Annotated in this window: 15 protein-coding genes; 10 read left to right on the top strand and 5 right to left on the bottom strand. The window is 63.2% G+C overall.

The window, feature by feature from the left end; translation table 11 throughout:
* Nucleotides 1-626: 626 nt before the first annotated feature.
* From MF268_RS03435 to MF268_RS03410, 6 genes are all read left to right on the top strand, one after another.
* Nucleotides 627-1,547 carry a P-loop NTPase family protein gene (locus MF268_RS03435; protein WP_238369494.1) on the top strand — a complete coding sequence of 307 codons (921 nt, stop codon included), beginning with the start codon at nucleotides 627-629 and terminating at the stop codon, nucleotides 1,545-1,547.
* Between the two features lie 6 nt (nucleotides 1,548-1,553).
* On the top strand, nucleotides 1,554-2,579 hold the full coding sequence (locus MF268_RS03430; RefSeq protein ID WP_238369493.1) for a GumC domain-containing protein: 1,026 nt from the start codon (nucleotides 1,554-1,556) through the stop codon (nucleotides 2,577-2,579).
* Between the two features lie 90 nt (nucleotides 2,580-2,669).
* The gene (gene xylB, locus MF268_RS03425; RefSeq protein ID WP_238369552.1) at nucleotides 2,670-4,121 is read left to right on the top strand and encodes a xylulokinase; all 1,452 of its coding nucleotides are present in this window, start codon (nucleotides 2,670-2,672) and stop codon (nucleotides 4,119-4,121) included.
* Nucleotides 4,118-5,425, top strand: a complete 1,308-nt coding sequence (xylA, locus tag MF268_RS03420) for a xylose isomerase (RefSeq protein WP_238369492.1) — start codon at nucleotides 4,118-4,120, stop codon at nucleotides 5,423-5,425. Before xylB ends, xylA begins: the two co-directional genes overlap by 4 nt.
* A gap of 88 nt (nucleotides 5,426-5,513) precedes the next feature.
* Nucleotides 5,514-6,476, top strand: coding sequence for an aldose epimerase family protein (locus MF268_RS03415; protein ID WP_238369491.1), 963 nt, complete (start codon nucleotides 5,514-5,516; stop codon nucleotides 6,474-6,476).
* Nucleotides 6,473-7,768 carry a cytochrome-c peroxidase gene (locus MF268_RS03410; protein WP_238369490.1) on the top strand — a complete coding sequence of 432 codons (1,296 nt, stop codon included), beginning with the start codon at nucleotides 6,473-6,475 and terminating at the stop codon, nucleotides 7,766-7,768. Before MF268_RS03415 ends, MF268_RS03410 begins: the two co-directional genes overlap by 4 nt.
* On the opposite strand, the gene MF268_RS03405 is transcribed toward MF268_RS03410, so the two are convergent.
* Together MF268_RS03405 and MF268_RS03400 are read right to left on the bottom strand one after the other, a co-directional pair.
* Complete coding sequence (locus tag MF268_RS03405) at nucleotides 7,751-9,289, bottom strand: CRTAC1 family protein (RefSeq protein ID WP_238369489.1); 1,539 nt, start codon at nucleotides 9,287-9,289, stop codon at nucleotides 7,751-7,753. The genes MF268_RS03410 and MF268_RS03405 overlap by 18 nt on opposite strands.
* The gene (locus MF268_RS03400; protein WP_238369488.1) at nucleotides 9,279-10,484 is read right to left on the bottom strand and encodes an ROK family transcriptional regulator; all 1,206 of its coding nucleotides are present in this window, start codon (nucleotides 10,482-10,484) and stop codon (nucleotides 9,279-9,281) included. The genes MF268_RS03405 and MF268_RS03400 overlap by 11 nt, the downstream gene beginning before the upstream one ends.
* Nucleotides 10,485-10,678: 194 nt before the next feature.
* Between MF268_RS03400 and xylF the strand changes: the two genes are divergently transcribed.
* The 4 genes from xylF (at nucleotide 10,679) to MF268_RS03380 (ending at nucleotide 14,824) form a co-directional block, all read left to right on the top strand.
* Complete coding sequence (gene xylF / locus MF268_RS03395; protein ID WP_420485407.1) at nucleotides 10,679-11,707, top strand: D-xylose ABC transporter substrate-binding protein; 1,029 nt, start codon at nucleotides 10,679-10,681, stop codon at nucleotides 11,705-11,707.
* A gap of 68 nt (nucleotides 11,708-11,775) precedes the next feature.
* Nucleotides 11,776-13,074, top strand: a complete 1,299-nt coding sequence (locus tag MF268_RS03390) for a sugar ABC transporter permease (protein WP_238369487.1) — start codon at nucleotides 11,776-11,778, stop codon at nucleotides 13,072-13,074.
* Entirely contained in the window at nucleotides 13,074-13,847 is a 774-nt protein-coding gene (locus tag MF268_RS03385; protein ID WP_238369486.1) for an ATP-binding cassette domain-containing protein, read from the top strand. The genes MF268_RS03390 and MF268_RS03385 overlap by 1 nt, the downstream gene beginning before the upstream one ends.
* Before the next feature lie 8 nt (nucleotides 13,848-13,855).
* Nucleotides 13,856-14,824: a glucokinase gene (locus MF268_RS03380; RefSeq protein ID WP_238369485.1), complete on the top strand. Its 969-nt coding sequence runs from the start codon at nucleotides 13,856-13,858 to the stop codon at nucleotides 14,822-14,824.
* On the opposite strand, the gene MF268_RS03375 is transcribed toward MF268_RS03380, so the two are convergent.
* From MF268_RS03375 to MF268_RS03365, 3 genes are read right to left on the bottom strand one after another with little or no spacing between them, the layout of a single operon-like run.
* Nucleotides 14,806-16,590, bottom strand: coding sequence for a gamma-glutamyltransferase family protein (locus tag MF268_RS03375; protein ID WP_238369484.1), 1,785 nt, complete (start codon nucleotides 16,588-16,590; stop codon nucleotides 14,806-14,808). The two genes, MF268_RS03380 and MF268_RS03375, sit on opposite strands and share 19 nt — an antisense overlap.
* Before the next feature lie 33 nt (nucleotides 16,591-16,623).
* Entirely contained in the window at nucleotides 16,624-21,186 is a 4,563-nt protein-coding gene (locus MF268_RS03370) for a translocation/assembly module TamB domain-containing protein (protein WP_238369483.1), read from the bottom strand.
* Nucleotides 21,186-23,078 (bottom strand): autotransporter assembly complex protein TamA, encoded by a 1,893-nt coding sequence (locus MF268_RS03365; protein ID WP_238369482.1) that lies wholly within the window; start codon nucleotides 23,076-23,078, stop codon nucleotides 21,186-21,188. Before MF268_RS03365 ends, MF268_RS03370 begins: the two co-directional genes overlap by 1 nt.
* Between the last annotated feature and the right edge of the window lie 141 nt (nucleotides 23,079-23,219).

Below are 23,219 nucleotides of genomic sequence, written 5' to 3'. Positions count from 1 at the left end.
GCGGCGTCCCATTGGGGCGCCGTTTTTGCTTGTTCGTGAACAATGCGGCCCACACATTGCGATTGGTTCCGTCGAAAATCGGAAAATCCAATGAAATCAACAAAGGCCATTTGGAAACAATCTGTTTTATTCGGTCCTCGGCAGCAGCGGGAGTAAAGTCATTCGTGACAGATCGGATACCCGGGCGTGGTGATGCAAATTGCCAAATGCGGTGTTTCCTAGTTTCGCGGTCGGGGCCGGTCTGTCGCGGCAAGGGTTCGTGTTTTTGGGCCTGCGCCATGTGTGAGAGTAACGAGTAAACCTGTCTGGGGGCAGCCAGGGTGCCAGGCATTGTCTGGGCGGGCGGTCAGGAGCGTTTGGCGGTGGATATGGGTAAGGGACGGCGAGGTGTGTTTATTGGTACCTCTTCAGGTATCGGTGTCTCGACGTCCGAATGGGTGGGGATGAGTTTTTATCCCGCCCGGTCCATCGCCGGTCTGGCATTGCCGGACGGACGCCGCTGGCCGCCTGTTTCCCCCGGCGCAGCGATTGCCAGTCGAGTTGCAAGAAATTGAACGAAATTATTCTTGTTGAGCGGACGCCAGGCATTCGGGGCGATGGGTTCGCGGGTTTGAAGAGGGGCTGAAATGAGTGATGACGAGGACCGCGACGGGGTCGATTCCCGTCTGGACGGTTTGTATCGGGACCTGCCCGAGCCGAAATCGCACGGGTTGTTCGGCGCAAAGCGCGGCAAGGCTCAGTTGCGCCTGATCGAGGGATCGGGGCGCGGTGCGGGAGCATCCCGTAAGGGATCAAACGAAAAACCCTTGATGCAGGCCTTTTCGCACCTGTCTTCAAGCCTTGTGCAAGCGGATGCGTGGCGCGGGCTGCCGGGCGTGCCGTCAGTAACGCGACGCATCGTGGATGAAGCGCGGAACACCAGCGAAAACGACCCGGTGCGCCTGTCGTTCAACCACCTGCGCACCAGCCTGTTGAAAACGCTGCGCAGCAATGCTTGGAACCGGGTCGCTATTGCCGCGCCGACGCGGGGCTGCGGCGCGACCTTCTCGGCCCTGCAACTGGGGTTGAGCCTGTCCGGGGTGCCGGGCAGCCGCACGGTCCTGCTTGATCTCAACCTCTACCGGCCCGGGCTGGCCGCTGCGCTGGGCATGCCGGGGACGGATATGGAAGGATTTCTGAGCGGCGCATCCGGTGCGATTGCGCATGTGAAACGTGCCGACGATGCCTTTGCCGTCGCGGCGGCAGCGGGGCCGGCGCCGCAGGCATCGCACCTGCTGCATGGTGAAAACTGCGCGCTGGCCATCGGAAAGCTGATGGATGACCTGACGCCGGACGTCCTGATCTGCGACATGCCGCCGGTTCTGGAAAGCGACGATCTCTCGGCCTTTCTGCCGCAGGTCGACGGGGTGCTGCTGGTCGCGGATGGTACGCGGACGCTGCCGCAGCACATCGCCGAATGCGAACGCCGTCTTGAGGGGCAGGCCCGGATCCTTGGGGTAATCCTCAACCGCGCGCGCCAGACCGGCCCCGCACCAGCCTATGCGTGATCGTGAATGCTGAACGATAGGGACAGGGAGCGCGACGGGGTGTTGGGGCAGCTTTCAACGCTTGATGACATGCTGGACATGGTTGCGCGTCGCTGGGTGCTGATGCTGGCGGTGATGATCTTTGGGCTGGCGCTCTCTATCGGGTTCGGGCTGGGGCAGAGACCTGTGTATCACGCGCGCGAGGTGTTGCAGATCGTGCCGCCGAAAGTGGCGCAGGAACTGGCCGCGACCACGGTGGGCGAGCCCTTGGTCCGGCATGTGCCGCAGCTTGCGCGCGAGGTGCAAAGCGAAACCTCACTGGCGGAAATCATTAATGCCTACGGGTTATTCGCCAGAGATGACGAAACCTCGATGTCGGCGCTGACCGAGCGTCTGCGTGAGCGGGTCGACATCAGGCTGACCGCCGCGTCGGGCGCGTCGGCGGTGGTGGTTGTCGAGGCTCGGATGGATCATCCGGAACTGGCACGGCTGATGGCGCAGGAATTTTCGCACCGGCTGATCGGGCAGAGCGTCGCCATGCGCATCGGTGAGGCGCGCGCGACGCTGCATTTCCTGACGCAGGCTGAAACTGCGCTGCGTGCAGAGCTGGCCGCGATGGAGGCGCAATGGGCCGTCTCGGCGACAGCCAGCCGGGCGGAAACTCGCGAACTGGAGCGTGAACAGCAGCGGCTGCGGCAGGAGCTCGCGCTGGCAGCGCAGCGGCGGGGGCAGGCCCAGATCGGGGTCGATCTTGAGGTACAGCGGCAGTCGGAGCGGCTGGTCGTGCTGGAGCCGGCGCAGAGGCCGGAACGGCCCGTCACGGACATTCGCGGGCTGAGTATCGCGATTGGCGGGGCGATCAGCACGATTCTCGCCTTTATTGTCGCGTTGATCGCGGAAGGGCGTCATCCGGTGCTTCGCTCAGCCGGGCAGATGTATCGTCTGACAGGGATTTCCCCCATCATCACGGTCCCTTGTGGGGCGCTTGCGGCCAATGTGCATGGGGCCAGAGCAGCGGAGGGAACTCCGGGGAGCGGCGAAGGCCAAGTGTGAAAGAGGTCGGAATCCCGCCGCCTTCACTCTTTTTAATTTGACACCGGAATTAAATCGCGAAAGAGTTCCCGCCACAGGGAGAATTTCGTGATGTTTGTCGGTCTGGATCTGGGCACTTCGGGTGTTCGTGCGTTATTGGTAGATGCTGATGGGGTCGCCGTTGCGGTGGCTGATGCGGGCTTGAGCGTGTCGCATCCGCATCCCGGCTGGAGCGAGCAGGATCCGGCAGACTGGATCGCCGCGAGCGAGCAGGCGCTGGCCGCGCTGGTCGCGCAGGCCCCCGAAGCGATGGCGCAGCTGCGCGGTATCGGCCTTTCGGGGCAGATGCATGGCGCGACGCTTCTGGATACAGAGGGCGCGGTGCTGCGGCCCTGTATGCTGTGGAACGATACGCGCAGCCATGCGCAGGCGGCGAAACTGGATGCGAACCCGGATTTCCCTAAGATCAGCGGCAATATCGTCTTTCCCGGCTTTACCGCGCCCAAGGTGATGTGGGTGGCCGAGAACGAGCCGGAGATTTTCGCGCAGGTGGCCAAGGTGCTGCTGCCCAAGGATTATCTTTCCTACTGGCTGACCGGGCGCGCGGCGTCGGACATGTCGGACAGCGCCGGTACGTCATGGATGGACGTGGGCGCGCGGGCCTGGTCCGAGGACTTGCTGAAGGGCTCGGGTATGCGGGCCGACCAGATGCCCGACTTGATCGAAGGCACGGATATTGTCGGCACGATCCGCCCTGAACTGGCCAAGGCGCTGGGGTTGCCAGCGGATGTGCAGGTCGTGGCGGGTGGCGGCGATAACGCGGCCTCGGCCTGTGGTGTCGGGGCGCTGGGCGAGGGCGACGGGTTCGTGTCGCTCGGCACCTCGGGCGTGTTGCTGGCGGCGCGGGACGGGTTCGCGCCCAGCCCGGAAAGCGCGGTGCATACGTTCTGTCACGCCATCCCCGGTACGTGGTACCAGATGGGCGTGATTTTGGCGGCGACGGATTGCCTGAACTGGCTGGCAAGCGTGACGGGTGTGAAACCCGCCGAGCTGACCGCAGAGCTGGGCGATACCATCACCGAACCCGGCGCGGTCCGCTTTTTGCCCTACCTCTCGGGCGAGCGGACGCCGCATAATGACAGCGCGGTGCGCGGCTCTTTCATCAACCTCTCGATCGGGACCAAGCGCAGCGATCTGGCGCGGGCGGTGCTGGAGGGCGTGAGCTTTGCGCTGCGCGATAACCTTGAAGCGTTGAAATCCACCGGGGCGCGGCTGGATCGCGTACTGGCCATCGGCGGCGGGGCGCAATCGCGCTACTGGATTGAACTGCTGGCCACGGTGCTGAACATGCCGGTCGATCTGCCCGAACGCGGCGAGTTCGGCGCGGCGCTGGGCGCGGCGCGGCTGGCCATTTGCGGCATCACCGGTGCCGCCCCCGAGACAGTGATGACCAAACCGCCGGTCTCGCAAACCATTGAACCCCGTGCGGATCTGCAGGGCGCCTATGAGGCCGCCTATGAAGCGTTCGCACAGTCCTATCCAACCCTGAAGGCCATGCCATGACACATCCGTTTTTTGCCGATATTGCCCCGATCAAATTCGAGGGGCCCGAAAGCGACAACCCGCTTGCGTTCCGCCACTACAACCCGGACGAAATGGTCATGGGCAAGCGCATGGAAGAGCATCTGCGCTTTGCCGTCGCCTACTGGCATTCCTTTGCATGGGAAGGCGGCGACCCGTTCGGCGGGCAGACATTCGAGCGCCCTTGGTATCCTCAGGACGTGATGGCAAATGCCAAGATCAAGGCCGATTGCGCCTTTGATATGTTCGACATTCTCGGCCAGCCCTACTTCTGCTGGCACGACGTGGATATTCGCCCTGAAGGCGACAGCTTTGCCGAGAGCTATGACCGCTTTCAGGAGATCATCGACTATTTCGAAGAGAAAATGTCGACCCGCAAGATAGGGTTGCTCTGGGGGACGGCCAACATGTTCTCGCACCGGCGCTGGATGTCGGGTGCGTCGACCAACCCCGATCCGGACGTATTCGCCTATGCGGCAGCCACGGTCAAAACCTGTATGGACGCGACCAAGCGGCTTGGCGGTCAGAACTATGTGCTCTGGGGCGGTCGCGAAGGGTATGAGACGCTGCTGAACACCGACCTGAGCCAGGAGCTGGACCACATGGGCCGCTTCCTGAACATGGTGGTCGAGTACAAGCACAAGATCGGTTTCGAGGGTCAGATCCTTGTGGAGCCGAAACCGCAGGAGCCGTCAAAGCACCAGTACGATTACGACGTGGCGACCTGTGCCGGGTTCCTGCGCAAGTACGGTCTGGAAAACGAGGTCAAGCTGAACATCGAACAGGGCCATGCCATTCTGGCCGGGCATTCGTTCGAGCACGAGCTGGCGCTGGCGGTTTCGGAGGGCCTGCTGGGGTCCATTGACATGAACCGGAACGACTACCAGTCGGGCTGGGACACCGACCAGTTTCCGAACAACGTGCCCGAGGTTGCGCTGGCCTATTACCACGTGCTCAAGGGCGGCGGGTTCACCACGGGCGGCACGAACTTTGACGCCAAGCTGCGCCGTCAGTCGCTGGATGCCGAAGACCTGATCGCGGGTCACGCCGGCGCGATGGATGTCTGCGCGCGCGGCTTCAAGGCGGCGGCCGCGATGATCGAGGACGGCGGTTTGCAGGCGGCGCTGGACGAACGCTATGCGGGCTGGGGCTCGGATGAGGCCAAGGCGATGCTCGACAGCGATCTCGGTACGATCTTCGACAAGGTCAAAGCGGGCGGCATCGCGCCCGAGCCGCGCTCGGGTCGTCAGGAAAAGCTGGAAAACTACGTCAACAGGTTCGTCTGAGACGGTTGGGGCTGGCGGTGACGCCAGCCCTTTTTCTTGCCCGGCCATCGTTTCGTGAAAGGCTGGCCGCCCGGAGGAGGAGATCGGGATGCGGGGAGAGAGAAAAGTCGAAAGCCACGTGCTGAGAGACGGCAGGCAATCTGTCACTGTCCTTGATCTTGGCTGCGCGACCCAGTCGTGGCTTGTGCATCATCAGGGGCGTGACGTGCCTGTCGTGCTTGGGTTCGATGACCCCGAAAGTTACCGCGACAATCCTGATTTCCTTGGCTTTATTGTCGGGCGGATGGCGGGCCGGATCGGTGGCGCGGCGTTCGAGATGGATGGCGCACGCTGGGCGCTGGACGTGAACGAGGCGCCAAATCACCTGCATGGCGGCGCGCGGGGCCTGCATACCCGGCAATGGGACATGTCGGTGGATGGCGCGCGCGCGGTAGAGTTGAAGCTGCGCTCGCCGCATGGTGAGCAGGGCTATCCCGGCCAGCTTGATCTGACGGTGGTGATTTCGCTCGAAGACGGTTGGCTGTGTTATGACATGATGGCCGAGGCGGACCGTCCGACTCCGGTGAGCCTTGCGCAGCATTCCTATTACAATCTGGCCGGAGAGGGCACGATCCGCGATCACCGCCTGATCGTTCCGGCAACGGAGTACCTGCCGGTTGGGCCGGATCTCGTTACAAGCGGCGAGGTACGCAGTGTCGCGGGCATGGCGTTCGATTGCCGCGCGGAGCGGAGGATTGCCGAGATCGATCCGGTGGGTCAGGGGATGGACATGACATTTGCCGGGCTGGACGCACAGGCCGACCACCCGGTGCGGCTGCGCGCGCCGAACGGGCTGATGCTTGAAATGATCAGTGACCAACCTTGCCTGCAATTCTATACCTCCGGCAAGTTGATCGCGCGGCACGGGGCGGATCACTGTCGCGAGCGCGGGATGTGTCTGGAACCACATGGCTATCCGAACGCAATGAACGCCGGGTTCCCCTTGTCGCTGGCGGCCCCCGGGCAGCCCTATCGCCAGCGTACACGCATTCGGATAGCGTCGGAGACATGAAACGGTTGGCGGCCTTGGCGGTTCTGATTGCGACGGCGGCGGGTGCAGGGCCGCTGCCCAAGGCGGATGCGCAGTTTTCGACGGCCAGCCGGGAAGAGATCGCGCTTGGCCAGTTGCTGTTCTACGACCCGATCCTGTCGGGCGGGAAGGGCGTGTCCTGCGCCAGTTGTCATCATCCACGCTTTGCCACGTCGGACGGGTTGCCGCTGGGGCTGGGAGATGGGGCTACAGGACTTGGGCCGGACCGACGGGCTTCGCCAGAAAACATGCCGGAGGAACGGGTGCCACGCAATTCGCCCGCGCTGTTCAACCTTGGCGCGGCGGAGTTCACGCATTTCTTTCATGACGGGCGGCTTGAGGACGATGCCGCGCAGCCCGATGGAATCCGCACGCCGCTTGGCGATGATATGGAGCAGGGGTTCGATTCCGCGCTGGCGGCGCAAGCGATGTTCCCGGTGCTCTCGCCCGATGAGATGGCCGGGCATTACTCCGAAAGCGATGTTTCAGCGGCGGTGCGGCAGGGTATCCTGACGGGCGAGGGCGGGGCGTGGTCGATCCTTGCCGATAGGGTCGAGGCGATCCCGGCGTATCGGGCGGCTTTTGACAAGGTTATTGGCGAACGCGACGTGACATTCGCCGACATCGCCAACGTGATCGCGGATTTCATCGTTTTTGAATGGCGCGCGGATGACAGTGCCTTTGATCGCCATCTGCTGGGCGAGGCCAAGCTGACCGGCGATGCGGCGGCGGGGATGGCGCTGTTCTATGGCGAGGCCGGCTGTTCAACCTGTCATGCCGGTCAATTCCAGACAGATCATGAATTCCATGCGATCGCGATGCCGCAGATCGGCCCCGGCAAGGCGGCGCGGTTTGAACGTCATGCGCGGGATGTGGGGCGGATGCGGGTGACGGGCGATCCGGCGGATGCCTATGCGTTCCGCACCCCGTCGCTGCGCAATGTGACGGCAACCGCGCCCTATGGGCATAGCGGGGCCTATGCGACGCTTGAGGCGGTGGTACGCCATCACCTTGATCCGGTCGCGGCGTTAAAATCCTATGATCCGGCGCAGGTGGTTTTGCCCGATCTTGAGGTCGAGGATTACGAGGTCATGACGGATGCCGCCGAGGTCGAGGCGATTGCCGCCGCCAATACGCTGGCGCCGCAAGAGCTGAGCGACGCGGAGATACGGCAGTTGCTGGCGTTTCTTGGCGCTCTGACAGATGAGGCCAGTATCGCCGGGCGGCTGGGGGTACCAAAGACGGTGCCAAGCGGGTTAGTTGTTGAGCGATAGGCTGTCGCCCTGACGGGTCAGGGTCAGGTGCTGGTCGGCGGGTTGTTCGATCCAGTCCGAGGCGGTGCCATCGGGCCAGATCACACGCAGGCGGACGGATGGCGCGGGGCCAAGACCGAAATGCTCTGCAATGGCGCTGCCGCCTGCATGACCGCCGCCGGAAGTGATTTCGCGCCGTTGCAGGGTGGTGCCGTCATCCAGTTCGATCCAGCCGCCGATGGCGCGGGTATTGGGGGCGGGCTGGCGGAGGTCGACGCTGAGCCAGTGGCCGGTTTCGGTCGAGACGTTCTGCCAGATCTCCATCGCCGCGCGACGGTTGATGACAGCGACGTCGAGCAGACCGTCGCCGTTCAGATCGGAAAGCGCGCCGCCGCGTCCACGGTGCAGGCTAAGCAAGCCGGCGCTTTCGCCCGCTTCGGTGAAACTGCCATCGGAGTTCTGGATCAGCAGGTTGTTGGGGTCTTTCCAGGCGCTGTCGGGCATCTGGTCGACATTGCCCTTGGTGATGAAAACGTCATCCCTGCCGTCATTGGTCACATCGCCAAAGGCGACATGCCAGCCGGTTGAGGGCCGTCCGTCACCTCCGGTATAGGGCGAGGTTGCCGTCGACCCTAGGGCATAGGGCGCATCGGTGAAATCCGGGCCGGAAGCGCCGTCGCGCAGGAATTGCAACCGCTGGTCGCCCATGGAGGTGAGGAATACTTCCTGATCGCCGTCGCGGTCGATATCGCGCGCGGCGATGCCCATGCCCCAGAGCCGGTGGGTCTGCCAGCCGTCGTCCTCGCCCAGCAGGCGCGGGGTGTCTTCCATCGCCCACATCTGCTCAGCCCCGCCGGAGACATAGTAATGCCGGTCATTGCTGACACGCAGATCGGCGCGGCCGGTATTGCCCCAGTCGGAGAAGAGCATCGACAGGGTGCAGAAACCGGGGTCGAGCGGGATGGGCGCGGTGTAGGTGTCGCCGTCAGGGCGGTAGAGATAGCTGGTATCGCAGGCGCGGAACGGGCCGTTTGGATCTTTGCGGTCGACGTAATTGCCGAAGGCGAGGGTGGGGAGGCTATTGTTGCCCTCCCATGTTGCGGAAAAGGCGGTTGTCCAGTCGTCCGCTTCGACGATGCCGAGATCGGGGAAGGGGGAAAAGCTGCACTCCGGACCGCCTTTCATGATCGCGTTTGTGCCGGCGCGCAGAAGGATCAGGTCGAGGATGCCGTCGCTGTCGAGGTCCAGCGGGTAGGCGCCAGTGACGTGGCTAAGGGCCAGCGCGTCGGGCGTGTCCTTGCGAAAGGCGATCTGCTTGGCGTCGGAAGTGTTGCGCAGAAGCGTGCCGGGGTTTTCTCCGCCTGCGGCGTAGAGTTCTGGCAGGCCATCGCCGGAACAGTCGAAGACCGCGAGGCCGCCGCCGACGAAATGCTCCCACCCGCCGCCGTAGACGTGATCGGGGATGGCGACGGGATGGAACAGGGGTTCGGCCTCCGCAGGCAGCGCGAGGAGCGTGGCGAGGAGGGTCAGGTCACGCCGCATTCTCGCCCAGCCCCTCAAGTGCGAGTTCCGAAATATTGTCGAGCGCATAGGCGGCGGCACCGCGCGCCCACATCAGGTTGCCCCATTTGTGTATGACGACCTCGGGCGGGGTCTTGTCGACCTGCACGATGGATTTGCGCATCTCTCGCAGCACGTTCTCGGCATAGAGGTGATCGAACTGCATCCGCTCTCCCGCCATGATGATCAGTTCCGGGTCGAAGATATTGACGAGGTTGGCAAGGCCGAGGGCAAAGATCCGGCCCGCCCGTTCGACGATGCGGCGTTCGGGGCCGTCTTCGACACGGGCGGCATTCAGCAGGTTTTCGATCTGGGCCACGTCGTTCACGGCGGGGTCGAGATCGGAGAGTGTGCGGGCTTCGCGCAGGAGGGCGTAATCGGCGACATAGGCCTCGAGACAGCCGCGCTGGCCGCAGCGGCAGAGCGCACCATCCAGATGCACCTTGGTATGGCCGAACTCCGCGCCACAGCCGCGCGTGCCCCGGTAGAGATTGCCGTTGATGATCAGGCCCATACCGACACCGGCCTCGATCGTCACGACGATGAAATCGGAATGCGCCTGGCCGAGGCCAAAGTTTTTTTCCGCCACCGCAACCAGATTGGCGTCGTTGTCGACAAAGGTGGGACGGTTCAGCTTTTCGCTGAGGACGCGGGTGAAGGTGACGTTGCGCTGGGACAGGGCAGGGGACCAGTAGACGACCCCCTGTTCTGCGGAGACGATACCGGCGATGCCGACCCCGACGCCTGAAATATCGCTGATGTCTCGACCGGCGTTTTCCGCGAGCCGGGCGAGAGCCGCGCAGAGTTCGTCGGCCAACCCCTCGGGGGAATTCTTGCTGCGCGTCATCTCGGTTTCCAGCTCGGCGAGCTGTTTACCTTCGAAATCCAGCAGCACGAGCGAGAGCCGACGGTCAGAAACCTTGATGCCCGCCACCAGATGCGCGGCGCCTCGGATCTTGAGATCGACACGGGGTCTGCCGCGCCGGGCGTCAGGCAGGCCCTCGCCACGGGCGACTTCCTCGATCAGCCCGTGTTCCAGCAGCTCGGCCGTGATGGTCGTGACGGTCGCCCGGCTGATCCCGGTCAGGTCGGCCAGTTCGATGCGCGGGATCTGGCCGGACCGGCGGATCTGGTTCAGGAGCCTCCGGCGTCCGTATTCTCTTTGCTGTACTGCCATGCGAGGCTGCCTCCCGTTGCAATTGAGGTAGGTTCGGCCCCTCTCCTCAGGGGATGATCCGATAACCCGACGGCAATTTTTGCAAGCTTAGACGATTTAATTTGATTTTCAAATTAAAATGGACCAACATTTCCGGACTCGCCCCGACGGAGGATCGCAACAGGCTCGGGGGGTAACCAATTTGGAGGGAGATCATGAAATTATTTGCAACCGCGACGGCCGTCATGGTCGGCGCATTTGTCGGAACTGCGGCGCTGGCTCAGGACCTGACCATCGGCGTGAGCTGGTCCAACTTTCAGGAAGAGCGCTGGAAGACGGATGAGGCAGCGATCAAGTCCGCGCTCGACGCGGCGGGGGCGGGCTATATCTCGTCCGACGCGCAAAGCTCGTCGTCCAAGCAGCTATCTGATGTTGAAAGCCTGATCGCGCAGGGCGCGGATGCGCTGATTATCCTCGCGCAGGATTCGCAGGCAATTGGCCCGGCTGTCGCTGCGGCGGCGCGCGAAGGTATCCCGGTTGTCGGCTATGACCGTCTTATCGAGGATGACCGTGCCTTTTACCTGACCTTCGACAACGTGGAAGTCGGTCGGATGCAGGCGCGTGCGGTGCTCGAGCAGATGCCCGAAGGCAATTACGTGATGATCAAGGGCTCGCCCACTGACCCGAACGCGGATTTCCTTCGTGGCGGTCAGCAGGAAGTGCTTCAGGAAGCCATCGATGCGGGCAAGATCAACATCGTGGGCGAGGCCTATACCGATGCGTGGCTTCCGGCGAATGCGCAGCGTAACATGGAGCAGATTCTGACCGCTCAGGACAACCAGGTCGACGCGGTCGTCGCCTCGAACGACGGCACCGCCGGCGGCGCGGTTGCCGCTCTGACGGCGCAGGGCATGGACGGCATCCCGGTTTCCGGTCAGGACGGCGACCACGCGGCGCTGAACCGGGTGGCCAAGGGCACCCAGACCGTCAGCGTCTGGAAAGACGCGCGCGAGCTGGGCAAGCGGGCGGCTGAAATCGCCGTTGCGATGGCCGAAGGCACCGAGATGAGCGAGATCGAAGGTGCTGAGGAATGGGAATCCCCGGGTGGCACCATGCTCTGGGCGCAGTTCCTTGAGCCGCTGCCGATCACCAAGGATAACCTGACAGCAGTTGTCGATGCGGGCTGGATCGAAACGGACGCGCTGTGCCAGGGTGTCAGCGCCGGCCCCGCTCCCTGTAACTGATCAATGTACTATGCGGCCTCATCCCTGTAAGCTGGGGTGAGGCCATTTCTTTTCTCAGGACCAGACCCATGGCTCAGACAGACACTAACAGCGGCCGGGCTCCGGCGCGCAAGAACATCTTTCATACGCTGGAAATCGACCTGCGCCTGCTGGGCATGATCGGTGCCTTCATCGCCGTCTGTCTGGTTTTCAATGTGCTGACCGACGGGCGTTTCCTGACCCCGCGCAACATTTTCAACCTGACGATCCAGACCGTGAGCGTCGCGATCATGGCGACCGGCATGGTGTTTATCATCGTCACCCGCCATATCGACCTGTCGGTGGGCGCGCTGCTGGCGACCTGTTCGGCGGTGATGGCGATGACACAGACGGAGTGGCTCCCTAATGCGCTGGGGTTGGAGTTCGGCCACCCGCTGATCCCCTGGATCGCCATCGGTGTCGGGCTGCTTTCCGGCTTGGTGATCGGCGCGTTTCACGGCTATCTCGTCGGCTATCTTGCCATCCCGGCCTTTATCGTGACGCTGGGCGGGCTGCTCGTCTGGCGTAACGTCGCGTGGTATATCACCAGCGGCAAGACTATCGGTCCGCTTGACGAAACCTTTCAGAAATTCGGCGGCATCAACGGCACGCTGGGCGCGACGGGATCGTGGATCGTCGGCGGACTGGCGCTGCTGGGCGCGCTTTACGGGCTATATGCCGCGCGCCGCAACAAGGTGAAGCATGGCTTTCCGGTGAAACCGGTCTGGGCCGAGTTTCTGCTGGCCACGATCATCGGTGCCGCGATCCTTGGCTTTGTCGCGATCCTGAACGCCTATGAAGTGCCGACCCGCGTATTGCAGCGTACCTTTGAGAGGGCCGGTCTGGAGATGCCCGAGGGTTATACGCAATCCTACGGCATCCCGATTTCCGTGTTGCTTCTGATCTTTCTGGCCATCGCGATGACCATCGTGGCGCGGCGGACCCGGTTCGGGCGCTACGTCTTTGCCACGGGCGGCAACCCGGACGCGGCGGAGCTTTCCGGTATCAATACGCGCTGGCTGACGGTCAAGATCTTTGCGCTGATGGGGGCGCTTTGTGCGCTGTCGGCGGTGGTGGCCTCGGCCCGTCTGACGAACCATTCCAACGACATCGGGACGCTGGACGAGCTACGCGTGATCGCGGCGGCCGTCATTGGCGGTACCGCGCTGGCCGGTGGGATCGGGACGATCCATGGTGCCATCCTTGGCGCGCTGATCATGCAGTCGTTGCAATCGGGCATGGCCATGGTGGGCGTCGACGCGCCGCTTCAGAATATCGTTGTCGGCAGCGTGCTGGTTCTCGCGGTGCTCATCGACATCGTCTATCGCAAACGGACAGGAGGCGCATGATGGCGCAGGTGCAAAAACAGGGCGTGACCCCGCTCGTCGAAATGCGCGACATCTGCATCAGCTTTGGGGGTGTGCACGCGGTCGACCACGTCAGCGTCGATCTGTACCCCGGTGAGGTCGTTGGCCTACTGGGCCACAACGGGGCCGGTAAATCCACGCTGATCAAGATCCTCTCGGGTGCCTATCAGGCGGATTCTGGCGAGATCCATGTGCGCGGTAAAAAGGCGACGATCACGAATCCGCGCGATGCGCGCGCTTTGAAGATCGAAACGATTTATCAGACGCTGGCGCTGGCGGATAACCTAGACGCGGCGTCGAACCTGTTTCTGGGGCGTGAACTGGTTACGCCGCTGGGGCTGGTCGACGATGACGCGATGGAGGCCGAGACACGCAAGATCATGGCCAAGCTGAACCCGAACTTTAAAAAGTTCAACGATCCGGTTTCGGCGCTTTCCGGTGGTCAGCGGCAGTCGGTGGCGATCGCGCGCGCCGTCTATTTTGATGCGCAGATCCTGATCATGGATGAACCGACGGCGGCGCTTGGCCCGCATGAGACGCAGATGGTGTCGGAACTGATCGAACAGCTCAAGGCGCAGGGCATCGGGATTTTCCTCATCAGCCATGACATCCATGACGTGATGAAGCTGTGCGACCGGGCAAGCGTGATGAAAAACGGCCAGTTGGTGGGCACGGTGGATGTGGATGACGTGACAGATGACGATCTGCTTGGCATGATCATCCTTGGCAAGAAACCCGGTGTCGCTGCCGACTGAAGTTGAAGATGCAAGAAACGCCTTTACCCGGAATACTCGTCGCCGACGTGGGCGGTACGAATGCGCGACTGGCGCTGGTGGACCACAAGGGCGGGTTTCACGCCCAGTCGCGCTATGCCAACGACGAATTCCGATCGTTCAACGATGTGCTGCGCCGGTTCTGCGCGGACCATTCGCTTGCGACGGTCGACACCTGCTGCGTCGCAGTAGCGGGGCCTGTCACCTCGGGGACCGCGCGGCTGACCAATCGCGACTGGACATTCGTGCCAGCCGAAATGGCGGAAGTGCTGCCAGGCGACGAAGTACGGGTGCGGCTGATCAACGATCTGGTCGCGCTGGGTCATGCCTTGTCGGGTCTTGGCGAGAGCCAGTTGTCGATGATCCGGCCGGGCGAACAGGGCGGCGAAAGCAACGGTCAGGCGCTGGTTTTCGGGCTGGGGACCGGGTTCAATGGCTGTCTTGCCAAGACGGTGGATGGCGAGGAAACCATCGTAGAGGCCGAGCTGGGGCATGCTAGCCTGCCCGCGCAGATCTACCTCGAGCTGGAAAAGCAGATCGGGGCCGAGGTCGCCCGGTTCCCGACCGTTGAACATCTGTTTTCCGGGCGCGGGTTCGAACAGCTTTACGAGGCGCTTGGCGGTTCTCGGCCCGATGCACGGTTGATCGTGGACCGGGCCGGGGACGGCGACGCGTCTGCTGGCAAGACGGTAGAGCTGATGGCGCATGCGCTGGGTCTGCTGGCGCGGCAGATGGTGTTCCAGTTTCTGCCGCTTGACGGAATTTACATCGCCGGGAGTGTTTCGCGAGCCGTGCTGGAGACGCCAGCGCGCGAGACTTTCCTGAACGCGATGGCATTCGAGGGACGCTTTGATGAGCTGGTCGCCCGCGTGCCGGTGCGTCTGATCACCGATGATGCGGCGGCCCTGACCGGAATGGCGCGGCTGGGGCTGGCGATCACTCAGCGCCCGATCGCGTAGGCCTGCATCAGGCGCGGCGTTGCCCCCGCCCGCATCATTCCATCCTTATCGCGCGCGGCTGCGGTCAGGCGACCGACGGTCCATGGCGCGGCAATGTCGAGCCGGTGACCGCGAGACGCGAGATCGTCGAGAACGTCATTGCCAAAACCGGGCTCGATCATCAGGTGGCCGGGTTCCGCGACGCGCGGGTAGAAGGAGGCCGTGAAATGTGCGGTGTGGAAGAGCGGCGCGTCGATGGCTTCCTGAAGGTTGGCGGTCTGGTGCGCCAGCCGCAACAGGAAGATGAGTTGCCATTGATCCTGCTGATCGCCGCCGGGCGTGCCAAAAGCGATCTGACCACCCTCCGGGTCCCGCGCCATAGAGGGCGACAGCGTCGTGCGTGGGCGCTTGCCTGGCACAAGCGAGGTTGGCAGACCTTTGTCCAGCCAGAACATCTGCGCGCGAGAGTTGAGCGGCATGCCAAGGCCGGGTACCACCGGAGAAGATTGCAGCCAGCCCCCCGAGGGCGTGGCCGAAACCATGTTACCCCAGCGGTCGATCACGTCGAGATGCACTGTGTCGCCACGTTTTTCCGAGAGATGCGCCATAGTCGGCTCACCCGCGCCGGTGCCTGCGGGAACCTCTGGCTTGCGCGCCGCGCGGGCGATTGCGGCCTTGGCCAACTCTTCGTAGCCGGACAGGATACCGGGGCGCTGATCGAGCGATGCCTGTTCGCCGATCATGGCACGGCGGGCGGCGGCGTAATCCTCACTGAGCAGCGCGTCGCGGGCGGTGCCCATGTCCATGCTGTCGCCGTAATAGGCCTCACGGTCGGCAAAGCTCAGCTTCATCGCTTCGGTGATCTGGTGCACGAACTCGGCAGGTGACGCGGTCTGAAGGTCCACGCCGCGCAGGGTGGCCAGCGATTGCAGGAGCGACGGGCCTTGTGTCCAATAGCCGGGCTTGAAGACCTCCCAGCCGTGGTAATCGGTGCTGAGCGGGGTGTCGTAGCTGGCCTGCCAATTCGCCATATCCTGCCCGGTCAGAACTCCCTTGCGGCGTCCACCGGCGGCATCCATCACGCAGGCCTCACGCATCCAGTCGTCGATGGTTTCGGCGATGAATCCCTGCGAGAAGACACGGCGCGCCGCGTTGATCTGTGCCTCGCGACCGGAGGTGTTTTCAGCCTCGGATACGAGCCGTTCCCATGTCGCGGCAAGATCCGGGTTGCAGAACAGGTTGCCGGGGGCAGGAGCCTTGCCGCCGGGAAGCCACGTGGCGTGGCTGGTGGGCCATTCCTCGCGGAAGAACTGGCTGAGGCCGGAGATGGTTGCTGAGACCCTCGCTAGAACCGGATGGCCCTGACGCGCGTAGTGGATCGCAGGTTCGAGCACCTCGCGAAGTGACAGGTGGCCGTGATCGCGCAGCATCAACATCCATGCATCGAAAGCGCCGGGAACGACCGTTGCCAGCAGGCCCGAGCCGGGGATCATATCGAGCCCTTCGGCGCGGTAATGAGCAATTGTGGCACCGGCGGGCGCAACCCCTTGTCCGCAGATCACCGTTGGTGTGGCGTCGCCCGCGGGCCAGATCAGGGCGGGCAGATCGCCCAGCGGCCCGTTCAGATGCGGTTCCACCACGTTCAGCACAAAACCCATCGCGACAGCTGCATCAATGGCGGTGCCGCCTTTTTCCAGCATCGCCATACCGACAGCCGAGGCGATCCAGTGGGTCGACGTGGCCATGCCGAAGGTGCCGGTAATCTCGGGGCGGGTGGTGAAATCCATTACTTACTCTCGACGTTGCCGCGCATTTCTGGATCAGTAGTCCTTTTCAAAGAACAGACCCAGCCCGGTTTCGCCCTCGCTGTCGACCGAACCCTTGGCGGTGAGGCTGTCGGTGATGTCGAGGTTCAGGTTCACTTCGGTATCGCCTTTGGCATTCACCGAGACGTCGGAGTAGATGTTGTCAGAGATGTAGCCGCCGACGCCGACCTGTGCGTTGCCGTCGTCATCGGTACCCACATCGAATGAATCCACGCCAAGCCCTTCTTGCACTGAGTTTACCAGACCGCCGCCCGCGCCGCCGAGTTGTGCCAGTTGGGCGCCCAGTTGCGCGATCTTAAGGGGCGAGAGATCTTCGAACTTGTCCCCGAACAGCAAAAGCGCCAGCGCCTCTTCGGTGGGGCGTTCCGGTGAGGAGGTGACCTCGATCGCGGGCTGGCTGGCGGGGCCGCTGATGGTCAGCGTGGCTTCGCCTTCGGAGGTTGAGGTGGAGGCGACGAAATTCAGGAACGGTTCCAGCGAGCCGGCAAGCTGGACCTGACCTTCGTCCAGTTCCAGCCGCCTTCCGAGAATGTCGAAATACCCCCGGATCAACGAAATGCCACCCGATGGCACGACATTGGCGGTGGTTCCGCGCACCAGCACCTGACCGCCCAGTTCCGCGTTCAGACCTCGGCCTCGCACGAAGATCCGGTTCGGGGCGTTCATCGTGAGGTCAAGGGTATAGACCGGTCCCGAGCTGCCATTTCCGGTTTTGATCAGGCCGGCGCGGGCGCGGGTGGCGCGTTGGGCGCTACTTTCGCCGACGTGGCGGATTTCGGGGATCGGCGCCGCGCTGACAGACCCGGAAGCGGCCGCGATATTGATGCGGGTTTCGCCAAAGTTGATCTGCCCTCCGATAGTGGCGCCACCGAGCAGCGCGCCGTTAATATTGACGTTCCCGTTCGCCACCGTCTCAAAGCTGATGTTGTCCTTGATGATGAGGTTGAGCAGCTGAATGTCGATACCGGCATTGTAGGGCGCGGCGAGGCTGACCGGCCCAGAGACACGGAACTGGCCGCCGTCGCTAAGCGCGCCTGTGGTGGAGATCTGGGCCGAGCCGCCTGAGAGGTTCACGGTTGTATCGATGCCGGTGAGCGTTTTGCCGACCGAGGCGACAACGGCGGTCGCACCCGAGGTGCTGACCGTGCCACTGACCGATTCAACCGCTGGCGGGCCGTTGACCGAGAGGTCGAAGCTAAGCAATCCGCGCAAGGAATTGGGGCTGATGAACGCATTGGCGAGGCCAAGCTGGGCCTGCCCGGTCGCATCGATATCGGCTTGGTTGCTGGCCTGGTCATAGGAGCCATCCACATCCGCAACGATGCCTCCGGGGCCGGATGCAGAGGTGGTGATGCTGTAGACGCTACCGGATTTGCTGGCCTCCCCCGAGGCGGTAAGGGTGCCCGCGAATTCCGGCACAAGCCGCTGGATGCGTTCCACGGTCGCGTCGAAGGTTGCCGAAGCGTCGCCGCTGGTTTCGTCGAAATCCCCGTCTAACGTGGCCGCGATGCCCGCCGAGCCATCGGTGATGAAATTGACGTTCCATCGCTGCTCGGCGGACCGGCTGGCTTGTCCACGGGCCGAGACATCGCCCGCAAGCTGGGGCACAAAGCGTTGCAGACGTTCAAATGTCGCGTCGAAATCGAGCGCGGCGACACCGGTCGGTTCCTCGAAACTGCCGTCGAAACTGCCGCCGATCCCGGCGCTGCCGCCGGTTTCAAGGCTGGCGGTCCATGTCAGGTCTTCGGATCTTTCGACATTGCCGCGTGCCGAGATATTGCCTTGGAGTTGCGGCACCAGCCGTTGCAGTCTTTCGAAATTGGCGTCGAGGTCAAGCGATGCGGCGCCTGTCGGCTCTTCGAACCTGCCGTCGAAATTGCCGCTGATCCCGGCGCTGCCGCCGGTTTCAAGGTTGGCGGTCCATGTCAGTTCTTCGGATCGTTCCACCCGGCCACGCGCCGAGACGTTGCCTTGAAGCTGCGGCACGAAACGTTCGAGGCGTTCGAATACCGCGTCAAGGTCAAGTTCAGCCGCGCCCGAAACCTGATCGAAACTACCATCGAACTGACCTTGCACGCCCGCCGTACCGCCGGTTTCGACCGAAGCCTGCCACACGGACTCTTCCGAGCGACTGGCGGTGCCCCGCGCGGTGACGGTACCGACAAGTTGCGGAACGAGCCGTTCGAGCCGTTCAAAGGCCGCATCAAAGTTCAGGTCGGCTATACCGGTTTCTTCCTCGTAGGTGCCGTCGAAATCGCCGTTGATCCCGACCGTACCACCGGTATTGGCCGTCACGCGCCATTCGCGGGCGGCGGTGCGTTCGGCCTGACCGCGTGCGGTGATATCGCCGACGAGTTGCGGCACAAGCCGCTCAAGACGTTCCAAGCCTGCGTTGAAATCGATCTCGGCAGTGCCGGTGGTTTCATCGAAACTGGCTTCGAGCCTGCTGTCGAGACCGGCCGTGCCGCCCATTGTGCTGGTTACTGTCCAGTTCGACTGTTCGTTTCGCTCGGCTTCGCCCTCGGCGCTCAGCGAGCCCTGGATCTGCGGGATAAAGGCTTGCAACTCGCCAACGACGAGCTGATAGGTCGTGTCCACGACACCGTCGGCAGTGTAGGAGCCATCCAGATCGAGGCTGGTATCTTGAGGGGCGCGGAGACTGACTTGCCCGGAAATCGTCTGGTTCTGGTGGGTGACGTCGCCGTTCAGCGTGACAGGGCCGGGGGCTTCGGGCAGAACACGGCCAAGGTCGTCAAGCGCGGCCTCGAAGGTAAAGCTGCTGTTGGTCGAGCTTACGCTGCCATTTGCGTTCGCGGTCAGGGCTTCGCCGTTCAGCTCGAATTCCCGCAGGGTGATCCCGTCAGTACCACGGGCCGCATTCAGAAGGATGGTGGTTTCGCCGCCGATCACCGCATCGGCCTGTTCGATCCCGGTTTCCAGATCGCGGGCATTGCCGCTGAGCCGGACATCGAACGATCCGCCAAGCGGTGAGCCTTGTCCTTCGACCTGCGCGGATATCGCGCCGCCGAGGGAGCGACCGGCAAGGCCGGAAAAGCGCGACATATCCTCGGCATTGACCTCGGCGGAGCCGTCAAGCCGGAAGCCGCTGTTCAACCCGTCGATCCGGGTGGTCACGAGGGCGCTGTAATCTGTGCCGGTGAGGGTGACCTCGGTAAGGTCGAGCGCACCGCCGGATTGCCAACCGAACTGGCCGACAAGCTGGATCGCCTCGCCTACGGCCTGTTGCAGCTTGCCATCGGTAAACAAAAGCTCTTGCGCGCGGGCATCGATCTCACCGGAGAGCGATGTTGCATCGCCCTGTTCCAAGGTACCGCTGCCGGTGAGTGTCAAATTGCCGATCTCGACATCGGGGCGCGAGAGGCCGACAACACGGGCCACCAGATCCCACTGATTGCCCTCGTCCGCGTCAAAGCCGCCCGCGATATCGAGGCGCTGGATGCTGGTTGCCGGTTCGCCGGTCGGGAGGGTTACCGTGGCGCCTTCCGCCGGGGCGATTTCACCCTGCAACATGACGCGAGAGATGGTGCCGCCGGGGGCGAGACCGAATTCACCGCTCAGGTCGAGTGCGCTGGATGCGACAGAGAACTGCGGGATGCTCAGGCTGCCGTCGGCGCCGGTTTCGCCCGTCACGGCGATACGGGCGTTTTCGCCGAAGAATTCGTGGAACTTCGGATCGAGCATCGGGGTCAGGTCGCCCTCTATCGTCGCGCCGAAAGCGGTGCCGTCGCCGCTGGCTTCGTTCAGGGTTACCTGACCGGTCACTCTTTGGGTGCCGTCGGTGGCTAGGCTGAGATCGGCGGTAAAGTCGCTGACCGGGCCGCGTCCGGCGGCGGTCAGTTCGACCGAGGGTCTGCCGGGAATTCCAAGCAGGCCGGAAATCAGGCCGTTTTCTTCCTCGGAGATGTCGAGGTCGAGCACGATCTCGTTGGTTTCATTGGCGAAACCGGCGGTAAGCGTGATCCGGTCATTATCGCGGTCAAGCCGGTTGACGGCCAGATCGGTATCGAGCGCGCCATCGGCCAGCGTCAGATTGCCTTCGACCGACAGTTCCGCCGCTGTGCCGGCAACAGGTTCGGCGAGGCTGATGCGGTCAACGCGCAGGCTTTCGATGTTTACCGCGACCGGCAGTTCCGGGATCTGGAACGGCTGCGCCTCAGCGGTAGGCAGATCTTCATCCACAGCGGTCGTGGGTCCGGGGCGGCGTGTCACCTCGATGCTTTCCGCCGACAGCTTCTGGATCGAGAGCCGCCCGCGCAAAAGCGCGGAGCGGGTCCAGTCGAGTTCAGCTCCGGTCAGGGTCAGCCAGACGCCGTCGTCGTCGGAGATGATGATCTGCTCGATGGTCGCGGTGGAGCTGAGCGCCCCGTTCAGACCAATGACCTGCACGCTGCGGTTATCGCCGGAGAGAGCGTTTTCGATGAGCCCGTCGATGAAGCCGCCGGTATCGGTATTTTCGACCTGTGCAGCGACGGGCAGCGGAGCCCATGTCAGGCAAATGGGCAGCAGGAATGAGCGGGCGAGGGCGGAGATACGCATCAGAATGCCTGTCCTATGCCGATGTAGAATTGCAGCCCGTCATCTGTCGGGCCGTCGACGGGCAGGGCGAGGTCAAGCCGGATCGGGCCAAAGCCGCCAAGGTCGTAGCGGACACCGAGGCCCGCGCCGGAGTGAGAAAACGCATCGCTACTGATGAAGCTTGAACTGTCGACCGCGCCGTAGTCGAAAAAGCCGACGACAGATATTTTGGCCGTAACGCGGGCGCGCACCTCGGCGCTGGCGTTGAGGAAAGAGCGTCCGCCCGCCACTTCGTTGCCGACAGGAATGCCAAGCGATTCATAGGGTTGGCCGCGAACCGTGCCCGACCCGCCGGAAAAGAACAAAAGGTCGGGAGAGATCGTCGCCGGTGCGCCACCCGCGACGCTGCCAAGCTGCAGCCGCCCGGCCAGCACGATTGAACCGGTTTCGGTCAGGCTGTAATAGGCTCGCCCGTCGATCTTGGCAGCGATGCCCGAAGTGCTGCCGCCAAAGCCCGCAAACGGGGTCACGGTGCCGTTGACGTAATAGCCCCTAGTGGCATCGGTGGGGTTGTCGCGCCGGTCGTATTCGGCCCAGAAGGGCAGCTTGATCATGTTGAACTGCCGGTCGTCGCCGTAGGCGTCGTTGGACCGGCCAACGCTGGCAAGCAGGGTGGCTTCGGCGACCAGCTCGTCGGAAAAGACGCGCCTAACCCCGACACCAAGCTCGAACTGGTCGAGCCGGTAATGTTCGCGTTCGAACCGTTCGAGAGAGCCGAGGTAGAAGAGGTTGTTGTCCGGCCCCAGCCGCGCCGGATTGTCGAGCCGGAAACCCAGACGCCCGTCGATCTCTTCGTCGCCACCGATGTTGCGGATCTCGGCTTCGAGCCGCAGCCGCTCGGCCGCGCCGAAAAGGTTACGATGAATCCAGGTCGCCGACAGATCGACGCCGGTGGTCGACTGGATCTCGCCACCCAGCGAAATGCGACGCAGGGGCTGTTCCGTCACCTCGGCGGTGAAATCAAGCGTGCCGTCCGGATTGGGTGTTTCGTCTTCGATGATCTGCACGGATTTGAAGGTGCCGGTGCGCTGCAGCCGGTCACCGACCTTGCGCACCATGTCGGGGCTGTAGGTTTCGTCCCAGGGAAGGCCAGCGATACGCTGGATCGCTTCGGCGCGCATGCGCTGGTTGCCGCGAACGCTGAGCTGTCCAAACCTCAGCTTGGGGCCGGGGATAAGTTCGATATCAGCATCCAGCGTCGACCGCTGGTGGTTCGCGACGATGCTCCGATTGCCGATTTCGGTCTTGGCGTAGCCAATGTCGCGCCAGCCGTCGCGCCCTTCGTATGTCGCTTCGCGGATGATGCCAGTTCCGGCGGGTTTGCCCGGCGCGAAATCCTCGGGCAGCTCGGTCTCCGGGGCGAGAGGCGCGACCCGTGCCTTACCAAACCGGAACTCCGGCCCGGTTTTTACGCGGATTTCAACACGGTTGATGCTTTTGGGTACAGTGACACGAGGGATGTCGGCAGCTTCGCGCCCGTCGACGCGGATGCTGACCTCGGGGCTGAAATAGCCACTGTCGTATAGGATCTGAACCATGGTGCGATAGTCGGCCAGCGCGGCGGCAAGGATTTCCTGCGGGCTGGTCAGGCCGGTTTCATCGGCCGAGAGCGCGGCGGAACTGTTCTCGAGCGCCTCGGCAAGTTCGTCGGGCGCGCCGGGCGCGGAAAAGTCGGTTTCGAGTGCGTGCAACGGCAAGGGCAGGCTTAGGGCGGCGATCGTGGCAAAAGAGCCGATTGATCCAGAAAAACGACGGATAAAACCCGGATTCTGAAAGTTAATTTTCTTATGCAATGCACCACCCAACCTGTTCCATGGCCACCAGTCGCCGACCCCAAGATTACCTAGGGGCATGAAACCTTCAAGGTAGGTTAGCACGGATTGACAGGCCGTCCAGCCGATGAAATCAACTTAAACGAGAGTCCGTGCCGCCTAATCGCAGAGCACGGAATTCAGGGTTGCAGGATCACGGCATCGTGACACGCAGCGAAAGCT

Origin of the sequence: Heliomarina baculiformis, assembly GCF_019966545.1 — a bacterium.
In the GTDB taxonomy this organism is placed as follows: Bacteria; Pseudomonadota; Alphaproteobacteria; order Rhodobacterales; family Rhodobacteraceae; genus Heliomarina; species Heliomarina baculiformis.
The sequence above is the reverse complement of the archived record's forward strand: the minus strand, read 5'-3'. Positions and strand labels throughout refer to the sequence as shown.

What these genes read in the sequence shown, in the direction of transcription:
- MF268_RS03375 (WP_238369484.1), bottom strand. Translation starts at nt 16,590, where the DNA reads ATGGATTTCACCACCCGCCCCGAGATTACCGGCACCTTCGGCATGGCC.
- MF268_RS03410 (WP_238369490.1), top strand. Translation starts at nt 6,473, where the DNA reads ATGAAACGGTTGGCGGCCTTGGCGGTTCTGATTGCGACGGCGGCGGGT.
- MF268_RS03385 (WP_238369486.1), top strand. Translation starts at nt 13,074, where the DNA reads ATGGCGCAGGTGCAAAAACAGGGCGTGACCCCGCTCGTCGAAATGCGC.
- xylA (WP_238369492.1), top strand. Translation starts at nt 4,118, where the DNA reads ATGACACATCCGTTTTTTGCCGATATTGCCCCGATCAAATTCGAGGGG.
- xylF (WP_420485407.1), top strand. Translation starts at nt 10,679, where the DNA reads ATGAAATTATTTGCAACCGCGACGGCCGTCATGGTCGGCGCATTTGTC.
- MF268_RS03405 (WP_238369489.1), bottom strand. Translation starts at nt 9,289, where the DNA reads ATGCGGCGTGACCTGACCCTCCTCGCCACGCTCCTCGCGCTGCCTGCG.
- MF268_RS03365 (WP_238369482.1), bottom strand. Translation starts at nt 23,078, where the DNA reads ATGCCCCTAGGTAATCTTGGGGTCGGCGACTGGTGGCCATGGAACAGG.
- MF268_RS03370 (WP_238369483.1), bottom strand. Translation starts at nt 21,186, where the DNA reads ATGCGTATCTCCGCCCTCGCCCGCTCATTCCTGCTGCCCATTTGCCTG.
- xylB (WP_238369552.1), top strand. Translation starts at nt 2,670, where the DNA reads ATGTTTGTCGGTCTGGATCTGGGCACTTCGGGTGTTCGTGCGTTATTG.
- MF268_RS03415 (WP_238369491.1), top strand. Translation starts at nt 5,514, where the DNA reads ATGCGGGGAGAGAGAAAAGTCGAAAGCCACGTGCTGAGAGACGGCAGG.
- MF268_RS03400 (WP_238369488.1), bottom strand. Translation starts at nt 10,484, where the DNA reads ATGGCAGTACAGCAAAGAGAATACGGACGCCGGAGGCTCCTGAACCAG.
- MF268_RS03380 (WP_238369485.1), top strand. Translation starts at nt 13,856, where the DNA reads ATGCAAGAAACGCCTTTACCCGGAATACTCGTCGCCGACGTGGGCGGT.
- MF268_RS03435 (WP_238369494.1), top strand. Translation starts at nt 627, where the DNA reads ATGAGTGATGACGAGGACCGCGACGGGGTCGATTCCCGTCTGGACGGT.
- MF268_RS03390 (WP_238369487.1), top strand. Translation starts at nt 11,776, where the DNA reads ATGGCTCAGACAGACACTAACAGCGGCCGGGCTCCGGCGCGCAAGAAC.
- MF268_RS03430 (WP_238369493.1), top strand. Translation starts at nt 1,554, where the DNA reads ATGCTGAACGATAGGGACAGGGAGCGCGACGGGGTGTTGGGGCAGCTT.